The sequence below is a fragment of the Nostoc sp. UIC 10607 genome, assembly GCF_047228265.1.
Taxonomy (GTDB): domain Bacteria; phylum Cyanobacteriota; class Cyanobacteriia; order Cyanobacteriales; family Nostocaceae; genus Nostoc; species Nostoc foliaceum_A.
In genome coordinates this window covers 1-14628 of the sequence record NZ_JBIQNW010000103.1, presented here as the reverse complement: position 1 = coordinate 14628, position 14628 = coordinate 1, and the positions used below count along the sequence as shown (strand labels likewise).

Annotated in this window: 13 protein-coding genes; 6 read left to right on the top strand and 7 right to left on the bottom strand. The window is 39.7% G+C overall.

Annotated features, from left to right (window positions below; genetic code table 11):
• Nucleotides 1–68: 68 nt before the first annotated feature.
• From ACEYW6_RS33950 to ACEYW6_RS33930, 5 genes are all read right to left on the bottom strand, one after another.
• Complete coding sequence (locus ACEYW6_RS33950) at nt 69–407, bottom strand: AAA family ATPase (RefSeq protein ID WP_412983262.1); 339 nt, start codon at nt 405–407, stop codon at nt 69–71.
• A complete protein-coding gene (locus tag ACEYW6_RS33945; RefSeq protein WP_334829233.1) occupies nt 404–631 on the bottom strand; it encodes an ABC-three component system middle component 6 in 228 nt (75 codons plus the stop codon). Before ACEYW6_RS33945 ends, ACEYW6_RS33950 begins: the two co-directional genes overlap by 4 nt.
• Complete coding sequence (locus ACEYW6_RS33940) at nt 628–1260, bottom strand: hypothetical protein (protein WP_412983261.1); 633 nt, start codon at nt 1258–1260, stop codon at nt 628–630. Before ACEYW6_RS33940 ends, ACEYW6_RS33945 begins: the two co-directional genes overlap by 4 nt.
• A 3-nt stretch (nt 1261–1263) precedes the next feature.
• Nucleotides 1264–1974 carry a hypothetical protein gene (locus tag ACEYW6_RS33935; RefSeq protein WP_412983260.1) on the bottom strand — a complete coding sequence of 237 codons (711 nt, stop codon included), beginning with the start codon at nt 1972–1974 and terminating at the stop codon, nt 1264–1266.
• A gap of 177 nt (nt 1975–2151) precedes the next feature.
• Nucleotides 2152–4365: a phosphoketolase gene (locus tag ACEYW6_RS33930; RefSeq protein WP_412983259.1), complete on the bottom strand. Its 2214-nt coding sequence runs from the start codon at nt 4363–4365 to the stop codon at nt 2152–2154.
• A gap of 186 nt (nt 4366–4551) precedes the next feature.
• Between ACEYW6_RS33930 and ACEYW6_RS33925 the strand changes: the two genes are divergently transcribed.
• From ACEYW6_RS33925 to crtO, 4 genes are all read left to right on the top strand, one after another.
• The gene (locus tag ACEYW6_RS33925; RefSeq protein WP_412983258.1) at nt 4552–5934 is read left to right on the top strand and encodes a cytochrome P450; all 1383 of its coding nucleotides are present in this window, start codon (nt 4552–4554) and stop codon (nt 5932–5934) included.
• A gap of 489 nt (nt 5935–6423) precedes the next feature.
• Nucleotides 6424–7800, top strand: a complete 1377-nt coding sequence (locus ACEYW6_RS33920; RefSeq protein WP_412983257.1) for a cytochrome P450 — start codon at nt 6424–6426, stop codon at nt 7798–7800.
• Between the two features lie 102 nt (nt 7801–7902).
• Complete coding sequence (locus ACEYW6_RS33915; protein ID WP_412983256.1) at nt 7903–8661, top strand: DUF2993 domain-containing protein; 759 nt, start codon at nt 7903–7905, stop codon at nt 8659–8661.
• 109 nt (nt 8662–8770) lie between these two features.
• Nucleotides 8771–10465, top strand: a complete 1695-nt coding sequence (gene crtO, locus ACEYW6_RS33910) for a beta-carotene ketolase CrtO (protein WP_190890719.1) — start codon at nt 8771–8773, stop codon at nt 10463–10465.
• A gap of 81 nt (nt 10466–10546) precedes the next feature.
• Here crtO and ACEYW6_RS33905 read toward each other — a convergent pair whose 3' ends face one another.
• Nucleotides 10547–10678, bottom strand: a complete 132-nt coding sequence (locus ACEYW6_RS33905) for a hypothetical protein (RefSeq protein WP_412983255.1) — start codon at nt 10676–10678, stop codon at nt 10547–10549.
• A 547-nt stretch (nt 10679–11225) separates the two neighbouring features.
• On the opposite strand from ACEYW6_RS33905, the gene ACEYW6_RS33900 reads away from it, so the two are divergent.
• Nucleotides 11226–11969, top strand: coding sequence for a tetratricopeptide repeat protein (locus ACEYW6_RS33900; protein WP_412983254.1), 744 nt, complete (start codon nt 11226–11228; stop codon nt 11967–11969).
• A gap of 166 nt (nt 11970–12135) precedes the next feature.
• Entirely contained in the window at nt 12136–13050 is a 915-nt protein-coding gene (locus ACEYW6_RS33895) for an SDR family oxidoreductase (RefSeq protein ID WP_412983253.1), read from the top strand.
• Between the two features lie 43 nt (nt 13051–13093).
• On the opposite strand, the gene ACEYW6_RS33890 is transcribed toward ACEYW6_RS33895, so the two are convergent.
• The gene (locus tag ACEYW6_RS33890; protein WP_412983252.1) at nt 13094–14548 is read right to left on the bottom strand and encodes a hypothetical protein; all 1455 of its coding nucleotides are present in this window, start codon (nt 14546–14548) and stop codon (nt 13094–13096) included.
• Between the last annotated feature and the right edge of the window lie 80 nt (nt 14549–14628).

The window sequence follows — 14628 nt, the reverse complement described above, 5'->3', positions numbered from 1 at the left end:
TTATCATTTTCACTAACTGGCTTTTGAGTATTTTAGCTGATTGACAAAATGCACTTTTACTTAACCTGTCACGGGTGTGGTTGAATAGGCCAGTTAGCAGTATCTCCATCAATTACTACCTGAGTCCTATCTTCAGTATTTCTTGTAACAGTGATAATTTGATTTGCAAGTGTAAGCTCTAAACTAAAAGCCCAACCACGAAGAGTCCTAGAACCAAGCCCTTTGGCAGTTGGAATCGTGCCTCCAAGACAAAAGTGAATAATTTCAATGAGAGTAGATTTACCCAATCCATTACGAGAATCTCTTCTGCCAGAGTCTTCTGTGCGATCTGCTAAAACTACGTTAAAGCCAGGTCTAAACTCTACCGTTTTGAATGATGCATGATTACAACGAACAGCATGAATCATCGGTGACACCTATGAAGTAATCCTGCATTCATCTCAATTGCTCCTATAGCGTATAGGAGATCAAGAGTTAAAACAAAACGTTCAAATGTGGCAACTTCTGGCATGGTAGCAACAGCACTCCAAAGTGATGAAACTGTTCTTGGTTGGTACAATTGTTCTAGTATTGTAGCACCTACCCCCAATAGAGAGTGACTGGTAGAGATATGTTTTGTAGGAAGAATCATCGCTCGAACACCTCGCACTTCTCAAAGAGATAGTACAGCACGGCTAAACCAGCTGCTTGTAGATCATAGTCTGAACTACTATTGCAAGAAAACTCATGCAAAGCATCCAATAAAGCATTTCCTTTTAATCCGGTTGCCTGGAGTCTTTGATATTCCTTTACAAACCCTGCTTTTAGTCTCTCTGGAAAATCAGGGATTATGTTAACCATATTCTCAACAAAGTTACCAACCATCCTAGCTTGAATTACCCCTGTCATAAGTCTGGATTGAGCAACCCCAGTTAGTTCATTTTTCAACATTTTTGGTACTGGAGGAAGAACAGTATAGTTAACTTCAGCCGATATAGGCATACAAAGAATTCCCTGCGTTACCATATCTAATTCCCTGAATGTAAGAGTTGTCATTGCACTAACGAGAGATTCTTGTTTTTGTGGATGGTCAGACAAGGAATCTAGCTCAGTTTTATATTCAGAAATTCTTGATTTTACTTCCTTAATTTGCTTTTTAAATTTGGTTTTCTGCTGTGGCTCTTGAGCAAGGCGTAAATCGTCTTCTAATTCCTTTTGTAGTATTAATTCCTCATTTATGTGTTTTTCTATGTCATTTTTTCTTTGCTGGTGCATATTCACTTTCTATTCTCCTCTGAATCGCAGCACCAAGGCTTGCCACGCACCTTTAAGGTTTATTCCTGTTCCTAGTTCTAATTCACCTTCATAGTCCAAAATAAAAGGAATAAGAGGTATACCAACCTTCAATCTATGTTTGAAATCTAATCCAGGGGCATTGATAACTTCCGCTAAAGCTGCTTGACTGGCAGTCAAAGCAATCCCATTTTGTTGCAGTTTAGTTATATTGTGCTGTATTTCTTGTAAAATAAGCTGCATTTCTTGCTCTGTTATCTGGTCGGTTTCTATTGCATCTAAAACAGTAGAAATCATAACCATTTGAGCTTGATTTAATTGTTCGGTTATGGCTACAATTATGTTCTGTTCACCAGCGTTATAACGAGCTAATAGTCCTTGACGCAAGTGATTAATGTTTTCAAATATAGCCTTCTGCCCAGCATATAATCTATCTAATCTGGTGTTCATTTGTTGCAACTCGATAGCTACATTCTGCATTTGTACATTTGATTCACCAGTTATCTGCATTCGCAATTCATCATATTCCTTCTGATAACGATTAGCAGATTCGCGCAATTGGTCAATTTCTCGTCTGTACTTAGCCTTGCGACGTGGCTCATCTTCATACCGCAATGAATCTTCATAGTCTTTGAGTAAATCCTGGTCTTGTTTAATGTTGTCTTCTAAATGTTGGAGTCTCAAGTTGAAGTTTGAAGGCATCACTGTCTAAGAGTTATTACTTGATGAACTTAGGCATAAAAAGCACTGTAGCATTTTAGACTCAAAAACAGTTAATTGTAATAGTTAACTTAAGTAATAATCCCAGTTTCTTAAACGTAAAAATTCCTACCCAGCTTTAGACTAGATAGGAATATTACATCCCGACTACATAGAAGATTAATGCACTAACGCGATCGCACGTTTCGTTAACGCTTCAGCAGTCAATCCATTAAATGCCATCAACTCGCCAGCACTGGCTGTAGTCTCTCCACGCTTCCAAGCAAAGGTGTCGCGCTTGGCTGTACTCCGCAACAGAATTGGTTCCAGCATCCCCGCAGCACCACCAGTAACAGCAATTAGCGCATCGCCATCAAATAATTCGGCAAATTTCGCATCATCCAAGAAACCGCCTTCGGGTTCAGAACAGGTATCCCACGCGGTATCATGACTACGGTACAATTGCCGAGGATTGATGACAGAAACTATCTTCACACCAATACCTTCAGTTTCCAAGAAAGCAGCAGCTTCAAATACTGGTATTAATGTTAAGTCGCCAATTACAGCAAATACAACTTGTTTATCACCAGCGACTTCATGTAATAGCACTGCACCATCGCGCAACCCTTGACGAGTTTGTTCTAAAGTTGTGCGAATTGGTAACGGCGATTTACTAGCTGTAATCACAACTCCCTTATTCTTAGTTTTCAACGCCCAATCATAACAAGCTTGAATACTATTAGCATCAGGCGGAAATAATGGGAAAACATTTCCATTTCGCATCAATGAAGCAAAGTAAGCTTCAATTTCGGGACGTTGGTGAGTCCAACCGTTGCGCCCTTGCTCTAATGCGCCAGCTGTGAATAAAGTAATAGTCGAGGGTGTTGGACGGCGCAATTCTGCCATTGCTTGGGTTACAGTTTGCCAAATTGGTAATCCGTTGATGGCAAAAGATTCGTAAGAACACCACAAAGTTCTCGCACCCATTAACGCTAAACCCGCAGCTAAACCGGCACAAGCATCTTCACTCAATGGTTCATAAACTTGTCCATTTGGTGCTTGGTTATATAAATCGTCGGTTGTGGGATGGATAATCTTTAATGCTTGGTTGATGTTGGCAATTCCTGATGCTTCATTACCATCGGCGTTGGTGACAAGAAAATTCCGGTCTTTATTTCCAACTATTCCTACCAATCGTCCCATCGCGGTTGTGGAAACTTTGGGTTCACCACCAACTGCATATTCTTCTAAAGGTAATTCGCCTAATTCTGGCAATGGAAATTCAAATTCTGTAACTACAGTTTTTGCTGCTGGGCCACCACCGGCGCGTTCGGCATTTGTTCTAACTAATTGCCAAGCTTCCGCAGACAAAGCACGGGTTTGCAATGCACTGACAATATGCGGCGCATCCAGCGTATCTTTAGGATACAGGTTGTGAGATTTTGCACCCCGCGCGTGGACTCCTGCACCTTTGAGTTGTTTAATAATGAAGACGGTAAGTTTACCACCCAATGCCGATCGCGCTGCTTTATCTATACCCGAAAGTACTGCTTGCGTAAATTCTAGGCGTTTCTCAAAGGAAAAGGCGGTACTATCAACGTAATCGCCTGGTTGGTTTTGATCGTCAAAATCTTTGGCATCCACTAACACCACTTCATCAAAACCGTTACCTTGCCAATATGCTTGCATCTGTTCATTGGTTTTCAAGGAAACCATGCTGTGATGTTCTTGGCTGTAACCGTTCCACACCAAAACTGGTAAGAAGTTGGTGACAGCAGGATAAGCTGTATGGAAGTGAGCGATCGCACTCACAATATAAGGTTCACCCAATCCACCATCACCAACTGTAAAGGGGAACAACTTATCTTTGTGTAACAGTGCAGCCGCCATTGCAAAGTGTTGTCCTTGTCCCAAAGGCCCCGCAGGTGCGAGAATACCGGGGATGTAACCAGACAGGTGTCCTAAGAGTCCGTGCTTTTCACGGAAGCGATCGCGCAATTGTTGGACTGTAAAAATTCCCATGTCCTCTAGCGAACGATCCAAGAACATGGCACTATAAAATCCAGGGGCGTGGTGTCCGACTTCGGTAATAATGTTCTTGTATCCCAGCATGACAAGAGATGCGTAAGCTTCTGCTTGGCTGGCGAAGCCGCCGGGATGCCCAGAAGCCTTACTACCAGTAACTTGTAAAGTCAGGTAGCGTAAGGCATCGGCAGCAAGTAAAGTTTGATATACAGCATTTGGTTCTGTGGGAGATGCGATCGCTACTTTATCCGACTCTATAGCAGGTGTTGCACCATAAGTTTCAAAATCTGGTAAAGCTTCACCAAAATATTGAATCCCTTCCGAAAAATTGGGAAGCGCTGAAGATGCCTTTGCGGAGATTGCAGTCATGCTGAGTACCTTTTGACGATTAGATGAAACTGTAGATGCTCGTTGAATTTAACAAAAATTTTACATCTTCGAGGTTGTAACAGTTTATTGCTTTTTTGCAACGTTAGAATAAGTACTTTAAATGGTTACGCAAGCAAAATTTCAGTTCGTTTAAGTAGCAAAAAAATATTAAGTAGGAAAAAATTTATGAAATTCCCAAACGGCCCTCAAACTCCAGCAGTTTTACAGATGATCCGCTGGATTGTTAATCCAATGTTATTTATGGAGGCTTGTGCCAAAAACTATGGCGAGATTTTTACTCTTAGATTAGACAAAAATCTTCCTCCTTTGGTGATTGTTAGCAATCCCCAAGCGCAACAGCAAATTTTGACAAATGATACCAAAGAATTGGAAGCGCCTGGTGATCTAAATGATGTATTTGAACCTTTGCTGGGAAAGCATTCTGTGATTAGCATTAGCGGCGCAGAACACCAGCGCCAACGTCAGTTGTTAATGCCTCCCTTTCACGGCGAAAGAATGCGAAACTATAGCCAGGTGATTACCGATGTCACCAAGCAAGTCATCAGTCAATATCAGATAGGTAAACCCTTTAATATTCGGTCTGCAACCCAAGCCATTACCTTACGGGTGATTATGCAAGCTGTGTTTGGGCTACATGAAGGGCCTCGCGCCGAAAAACTACAGCAATTTTTGCGCGATCTTTTAGAAAAGTCCAGTTCTCGGTTAAGTGTTGCTTTGCTTTATTTTCCTGCTTTGCAAAGGGATTTTGGCCCGATTAACTTCTGGGGAAAACAGATGCGCCTTCAGCAAGAAGCTGACGAACTCATCTACGAGGAAATTCGGGAACGTCGAGAACAAGCAGATTCATCACGCACTGATATTCTTAGCTTACTCATGGCTGCTAGGGATGAAGCCGGCCAACCCATGACTGATGAAGAATTGCGGGATGAATTGATGACTCTGTTAGTAGCCGGTCACGAAACCACAGCGACAGCCTTAGCCTGGGCATTTTACTGGATTCACAAAGTACCATCAGTGCGCCAAAAGCTACTGCAAGAATTAGATAGCTTGGGCGATAACCCAGACCCCAGCACCGTTTTCAAATTACCTTATCTCAACGCTGTGTGTTCCGAGACATTGCGGATTTACCCAGTAGGTATACTAACTTTTCCCAGAAAAGTAAGAACACCAATATCGCTAGGCGGCTACGAACTAGAACCGGGTACAGTCTTACTTGGTTCCATTTATTTGACCCACCAACGGGAAGATATTTACCCAGAACCTAAGCAGTTTAAGCCAGAACGGTTTTTAGAACGGCAATTTTCTGCCTATGAATATTTGCCTTTTGGCGGTGGTGCAAGGCGTTGTATTGGTCTAGCATTTGCCCAGTTGGAAATGAAGCTAGCACTTGCAAAAATCCTTTCCAGTCTGGAATTAGAACTAGTTGACAATGGTGAAGTGCGACCTAAACGCCGTGGTTTGGTTACAGGGCCAGATCGTCCTATTGAGATGGTTGTCATGAGTCAACGTCAGGTGAAGTCTCCCATTCTACAGACAACCACTGCTTGATGCTGGGGGGGTTAATGGTTGCGTTGAGCAAATTTTAAACTTCCATCTATACATTTAGATAGATTTTCAATGATTTTATATAATCCCCTGTAGCCCTCTTTTAATCAGGACTATAGGGGATTTTAATATATTGCAACTGTAAAAAGAATTGGTTTTAAGACTGAATGTATATACCAATATAGGGCACTTTTACATCACCAAAAGACGTAATTTAAGTGGGTGTGTACCCTAAATATTTTTAGGAAAATTTTTCGTAAATGCATCCAAATATTTAGTAAAAATACTATTATTATCATTGTAAAAGCTAATGGTGTTTATTTATTAAGACGATTTAACTAGTGGTATTCTACTCTAGAAAATTACCATAAACACTTTTTCAAGCTTACTCTAATTCCCTACTTTTTAAGGATGGCTAGGGATGATTAATTATTATACCAAGCAGCTTGTATTAATTGCAGCTTAGTAAATTATAAAATTATCGAATAAACAATGAAAGTACTTGATAAGATAAGCACACTAGAATTACTACAAACGCTGCAATTAATTGCTCAACCAACAAAAACTCTAGAAAAGTATTCTGCCAAGTATGGTGACATTTTCACAATGCGGGTAATGGGTTTAAAGTCCCCACCAATAGTATTTTTTAGCCATCCCCAAGCAATTAGTGATTGTTTTGCTATACCTGCACAAAAGTTAGATTTTAAGAAAGCAACCCATGTATTTAAGCCTTTGTTTGGAGAAAATTCTATTGTATTTCAAGAAGCGCGATCGCACCAGCAACAACGGCAGTTATTAGTACCAGCATTTCATGGCAATAATTTAAAATCTTATGGACAAGCCATTTGTAAAATAACTGAAGAAGTTACACAAAATTGGACATCAGGTACAGATATTTGTATACACAACTTAATGTCAAATATCACTTTAGAAATTATTCTAAAGGTAGTATTTGGTATTACTCATGGTGCGCGTTACCAAGAATTAAAAGAAAAATTGAGTTCTTTGTTAGAAGATATAACTAAACCTTGGTATTCCAGCTTGTTTTTCTTTCCTTTGCTTCAACAAGATTTAGGTACATGGAGTCCTTGGGGAATTTTCCTCAAAAGACGAGAGCAAATTGACAAACTCATCTATGCAGAAATTTCTGAAAGACGTTCGCAAAATGATGCTACGCGTACAGATATTCTCAGTATGCTGATGTCAGCGCGTGACGTAAATGGACAACAGATGACAGATGAGGAATTACGCGATCAACTAGTTTCATTATTGCTGTTGGGTTATGAAACTACATCTGGCGTATTAGCCTGGATATTTTATTTAATTCACTCTCACCCAGAGGTGAAACATCGGCTAATGCAAGAACTAAACACTTTAAATGGTCTCACAAACCCTGAAGCAATTACACAATTACCTTATCTCACCGCCGTCTGTCAAGAAACACTGCGAATTCACCCTATTGCTTTAATTTGCACACCGCGAATGGTAAAAGATAGGGTGGAAATTATGGGACAGAAATTTACATCAGAAACAGTTTTAGTTCCTTGTATTTATTTAGCACATCGCCGAGCCGATACTTACCCAGAACCAGAACAGTTTCGTCCAGAAAGATTCCTCAACCAAAAATTTTCACCTTACGAATATTTACCCTTTGGTGGAGGTTATCGCGGTTGCATTGGTGCAGCCTTTTCCATGTATGAACTAAAATTAGTAACAGCCATAATATTATCGAATTTTCAACTAACCCTTACTGATAAACGTCCAGTGCATCCAGTCCGTCGTGGTATTACGATTGTTCCTAGCGGTGGTGTAAAAATGGTTGTTACCAAAAAAGCAAAACTTAAAAGACAAACAATACTTTCTACTTGATTACTCAATCCTCCAATTTGCATATACCTCAATGTAGATCCGCTCCTTAGCATCTAGCCTTTACAGTAACTAGTAAGACGACATTTAGGAGCTTACTAATTCATGCCTGATGAGCATCGGTTGGAGGAACAATTTCTATCCCAGGAAGCTGAAAGAAGAATATCTGAAAAACTAGATGACGTAGAAAAAATTGAAATAGATGTACAAACTGATCTGTTGAAAATAGTTCAGGGACAAGCGGATGGAGTTTCGGTTGCAGGAAAAGGATTAGTAATCCAAGAAGACATCCGCGTACAGGAAATAAAACTGCAAACAGATAGTATTGCTATCAATCCCTTAAGCGCTATTTTTGGTCAAATAGAACTGAATGAGCCAGTAAATGCCATTGCTCGCATTGTACTCACAGAAGCAGATATGAACCGCGCTTTGGCATCAGATTTTGTTAGCAGCCAGATGCAAGATTTTGATTTGGAAGTAGATGGTAAAATTGTGAGTTTTGAGGCACAAAAAATTGAAGTATTTTTACCTGGTGATGGCAAAATAGAATGTAGGGGAAGAGTGTTGTTAAAGGAAATGGGAAATACTCGCCCTTTGGGTTACACTGCGATCGCACGTCCACGGACTCATTCACAACCCGCGATGCTGGAAAGTTTTAACTGCACTGAGGGTGGGGGAATGTCCATAGAAGTAGTTACAGCTATAATGCAGAAAGCCAAAGAATGGATGAATATACCATTTTTTAAATGGGAAGATATGGTATTTCATATTAAAGATATCAAAGTAGAAACTGGTAGTTTAATCCTGATGATAGAAACTCAAGTGAAGCAAATACCATCATCGTCAAATTTAGCATCTCTTTAGTTAGTAGTATTGGCAATATTTAAAGATAATTTTTGTTACTAGAGGATGATGTAAAAGTAGTAAAATGTTTCTACTATTTAGAAAGACTATTTATTTCTAAATTCCAACTATGCAAGAGTATGATGTTGTGCTGATCGGTGCTGGACACAATGGGTTAGTTTGTGCAGCTTATTTGCTAAAAGCTGGTTATAGCGTCCTGTTACTGGAAAAGCGTTCTGTTCCAGGTGGCGCAGCAACAACTGAAGAATGTTTACCGCAAGAGGCTCCTGGATTTAAATTTAACTTGTGTGCTATTGACCATGAATTTATTCACTTGGGGCCAGTTGTTGAAGAATTAGAACTAGAAAAATACGGCTTGCATTATCTGGAATGTGATCCAGTTGTTTTCTGTCCTCATCCTGATGGTAAATATTTCTTAGGACATAAGTCAGTGGAAAAGACTTGTGCAGAAATCGCCCGTTACAATGAACGTGATGCCAAAAAATACGCAGAATTTGTAGACTATTGGCAGCGAGCGATTGGTGCAATGATTCCTATGTTTAATGCACCGCCAAAGTCAATTATAGATATCGTTGGCAACTACGATATCAAAAAATTCAAAGATTTATTTTCGGTTATTGGTTCGCCAAACAAAACGCTGGACTTTATTCGCACCATGTTAACCAGCGCCGAGGATTTACTTAACGAGTGGTTTGATGAGGAATTTCTGAAAGCGCCACTAGCCAGACTAGCATCAGAACTTGGTGCACCGCCATCGCAAAAAACCCTTGCTATTGGTGCAATCATGATGGCGATGCGTCACAACCCTGGAATGGCAAGACCGCGCGGCGGAACTGGCGCACTTGTGCAAGCTTTGGTGAATTTAGTCACAAGCAAAGGTGGCGTTATTCTCACAGACCAGCATGTTGAAAAAGTTTTAATTGATGATGGAAAAGCCGTTGGTGTACGAGTGGCTGGTAACACCGAATATCGCGCTAAATACGGCGTTATTTCTAATATTGATGCCAAGCGGTTATTTTTACAAATGACTGATAAAAGTGATATCGATGGAGCCGACCCAGATTTATGGGAAAGATTAGAACGCCGCATCGTTAACAACAACGAAACCATCCTCAAGATAGATTTGGCTTTAGACGAACCACTGCGTTTTCCATACCATGCGCACAAAGACGAATACCTCGTTGGTTCTATCTTGATTGCCGATTCCGTGGCTCATGTAGAACAGGCTCATAGTAAATGTAGCTTAGGAGAAATTCCTGATGCTGACCCATCAATGTATGTGGTGATGCCTAGCTACTTAGACCCCACATTAGCACCACCAGGTAAGCACACTGTATGGATTGAATATTTTGCCCCTTATCAAATTGCAGGTGCAGAAGGCACTGGTTTAAAAGGTACTGGTTGGACAGATGAATTGAAAAACAAAGTTGCAGATAGGGTGGTTGATAAATTGGCAGATTATGCACCGAATGTCAAGAATGCAACGATCGCCCGACGTGTAGAAAGTCCAGCAGAACTAGGAGAAAGATTAGGTGCCTATAAAGGGAATTATTACCATGTTGACATGACCCTAGATCAGATGGTGTTTTTCCGTCCCTTGCCAGAAATAGCCAACTACAAAACGCCAATCGAGAATCTATTTTTGACTGGTGCAGGAACTCATCCAGGTGGTTCCATTTCGGGAATGCCGGGACGTAATTGTGCCCGTGTGTTTTTGCAGGCAAAACATCCCATTAGCCAAACTTTAAAGGATGCGCGGGATTCGATTAAATCAACTGTAGAGTCGGTATTTGGCATTAATTAGGTTTTGTGTAAAGAGGAAAGAGGCAAAGGCGCGAAGTAACGCTTTGCCTCTTTGTGTTTTTACATCAGTTTCTTTATCGCATCATGCCCAAAATGCAGTTGAAAGTTGTGTTTGAGTTGGCTGAAGATGGTTGCAGATACGCTGATGCGCGTCTAAAGTATATAAACACTCTTGATGGTCGTTAACTGTTGACTGTTGACGGTTAACAGTCATTAGTCATCAGTCATTAGATAAATGTACAAATTAAATGCGTAATATCATGTCCGGTAAATTACTTGTGATATGTCATTGCGAGTGCAACGTAGTGGAATGAAGCAATCACAAGGTCTCTGCGATTGCTTCACTCCGTTCGCAATGACAAGTGTTCAACTGGACATGATATAACAGCTTAGCAATAAAGTTGCTTGAAATATTAAGCAAATAACAGCTTCTTTTAGTTTCAAAATAGAACGATCGCACCCTTGTTAATTAAAAGGGAAATTACCACAGGAGTGCGATGTCTACGACGGGCTACGCCTACGCTACCTACATAGCAACACAAATAATTGTTTTTTGAGTTAAATCAATTTCTAAGCAATTGCTTTATGTGTATTTAATATGATAATGTAACATACGCTTGAATTTAATAAGCTTATATGCATCATAAAGAAAGTTATTTCTCAAAATATAAGGAAATTAATGGGTAAAAACTAGTGTATTTTGATAATGTTCAAAAAAAGAACAACTTTTAACATCATCTTATAAGTTTTGTAGGTACAGCATGGTTTTTCAGCGCTGCTTCGTTGCATCTGGATTGATAGTTTTCTTGGCATTTGGCTGTAGTGGTGGGGCAAACTCATCGACAGAAAATACTAAACAAGTTGTGCAAGAAAATAATGTAACCCAGCTTTTTATAGAAGCGAAGGCTACCCAGAAAGCAGAAGATTTCTTTCATCAAGGTAATAATTTATTAGATGGACAACGTTACGAAGATGCAATAAAAGCATACGAGAAAGCGATCGCTATCAAAACTGAGAGTCCCGAAGCTTGGATTAACCGTGGCATTGGCTTAACATCGTTGCAACGCTACAAAGACGCTCTCGCATCCTACGATACTGCGATCGCCATCAAACCCGACAAATATGAAGCTTGGTATAATCGTGGTATAGCCTTGACATCGTTGCAACGCTACAAAGATGCGATCGCATCTTACGACAAAGCGATCGCCATCAAACCCGACAAATACGAAGCCTTAATTAACCGAGGCATTGCTCTGACAAAGCTGCACCGTTACCAAGATGCAATAGCATCTTATGATAGAGCGATCGCTATCAAGCAAGATTTACACCAAGCATATTACAACAAAGCTTGCTCTTATGCTTTACAAAGCAATCTGGAATTAGCAATTGAGAACCTAGATAAAGCAATCAAGCTTGTTCCTGATAAATACAAGAAATTAGCAAAAACTGACCCAGACTTTATCAAAGTGCGTAGTCAAAAGCAGTTTCAGGAATTGCTGCAATAGTCTGTTGTAACCACCGCTCAGTGTAGAATATAAGCCAATACAGTTCAGATAAGACCAAAATCCTTGTAGAGACGGCGATTTATCGCGTCTATAAAATTAACCCAAGCGTATTAGAATATAAGCCTGCTGTAGAAAGGTATTTTTCTTGAGCGGTTTACGATTAGACATGAAAAAATTGTTAATCACCGGGGCAAGTGGTTTTTTAGGATGGCATCTTTGTCAGCTTGCCAAATCAGAATGGGATATTTATGGCACTTATTTATCCCATCATTTAGAGATTCCTGGCATCAAAATTTTAAAAGCGAACTTAACAAATTTTCAGGAATTGAAGCGCATCTTTAATGATGTTAAACCAGAAGCAGTTATTCATACTGCTGCACATTCGCAACCAAATTTTTGTCAAACCAACCCCAAAGAATCACACGCAATTAATGTTATCGCATCCTGCAATATTGCCGGACTTTGCGCGGATAATTCTATTCCTTGTGCTTTTACCTCAACCGACTTAGTTTTTGATGGCTTAAATGCCCCTTATAGAGAAACAGATGCCGTGTGTCCTGTCAATCTTTACGGCGAGCAAAAGGCGATCGCAGAAGCAGATATGCTAGAAAGGTATCCGATGACCGCAGTGTGTCGGATGCCGTTGATGTTTGGTGCAGCAACAACCACAGCGAAAAGCTTTATTCAGCCATTTATTCAGACTTTACAAGCCGAAGAAGAACTAAGTTTATTTATAGATGAATTTCGCACACCAGTAAGTGGAACAACTGCTGCCAAAGGACTTTTATTAGCATTAGAAAAAGTTAATGGCATCATTCACTTAGGTGGCAAAGAGCGGATTTCGCGTTATGATTTTGGACAGATATTAGTGGAAGTATTTCAACTTCCTAGCACTGGTCTAAAATCCTGCCGACAACAAGATGTGAAAATGGCAGCGCCTAGACCAACAGATGTTTCTTTGGATAGTTCCAAAGCATTTTCATTGGGGTATCAGCCTTTATCTGTAAAGGAAGAATTAGAAATGCTACAGGTACTTGCACTTAAAGAATACGACTTAGACAAAAATTCAGCCCATCAATAAATGAAAACAGTTTCTGGACTATTGGTGATCAATTGCTTGGTTTTTATTCCGCAGATTCAATAAGAATCACTTCCTCTCTAGGAATATATCTACCGCTATAAGCAAGACGCACTTTTCCATCTTGAGCAATATCATTGATTTCTTCTCCCTTGGGATTCCACCAATTAGGTGCATCAATCCAGGTGCATCTGTCACCTATTTTAAGTCTTTGTATTCGACTTGCAGTTTCCTGGCTCCAATCTTTTATTGGGTTGAGTATATTGTAAGGAATTATTTCTGTGTTAATTCTCTTTATCCAAGGGGTATTACCTTCTTCTTTTTCTAATTCAGTTTTTTTGCACGAGCTTGTCGTAGATATAAAATCTGCTTCTGAGATAAATAAATTTTTAAAGTCTATCCATTCATAACACTCTACACTTTGCCCTAGCAAGATAACTTTTGCTCTATGGGTATCAATATCAAACTCTATTGCAGCCCCTATATGCCCCTGATGTGTTTGACACAATAGCTTGAGTTTCTGAAGTAACTCTAAATCTAATTTTGCTAAAGGTGTTTCATATCTCTTTGTATTATCGTCATCACCATCAAATTGTTCGACTGTATTGCTCACATTTGAAATAGAAGGCTTGCCAGTAAAACCCATATCAAATATTATCGGGTCTTTGAGTAGTTTTTCATGTTCAAGTATTGCTTGATATATAACTTCGGCTGTTGTGTCTGTAGTTACATTACTGATTTCGTTATGTCTCCCTATAAACTTATGCTGATTAAATTGAATGTCTCCATATATATCTTTTCGCTCTATATAAGTAAATCCGGTTCTAATATCTTCAAAGTGCGTGATTTCATGATAAGTTGCAACTTTTTGAATATCCTGAGCCATTCCATAAGCTTCCAGGCATGAAGCTAACAGTACTGCCTGAGTTGCACCCAGACCACCAACACCTTTACCCCATTCATCAGCAGATCCTCTTCTGCTGATTTCCCCAATTGCGTAAATTGTTGCTCCTACATAGTTGCTTTTGTCTTTTTCTACCCTTGTGGTAATAGAATTAAAACTTGTAGGAGAAGTCTGTATTTCGTAATTTAGAAAACCTGCTCCCTTTTTATTAACAAGTGCAATATCAGTCCTTCTGCCAGGATATTGGTATTCTTGAATTGACTCAAATTTATCTTGTTTAAAGTAGGTTTCAGTAGTTGCATTAAGTATATTTTCTGCTCGACTTTTGGCATATTTATGTACTGCACTTTCGCTTCTAGTACTGAGAAATTGATTGCTGATACAATCAATTTCTGTTTCTTGTACTTCTTCTATGTTGACGTTATGAGAAAAATGTCCACAAACCCAGAATGATGTTTCTTTGCGTGTTTTATGGTGCGCTTTTTTATAGAAAAGTAGGCGATCGCAGAATATACATGTGAAAATTTCATCCTTATCGTAGAGGCTCAATTGAGCATCAACAAAAATATGGTTCTTATTTAATGCATATCGAACCATATATAACCTGAGTTCGGGTTAAGCAGATTGAGGTAAAAGCCATTCCATCTGAAGGCTGGGTTTCTTAGGTTGATGGCAAT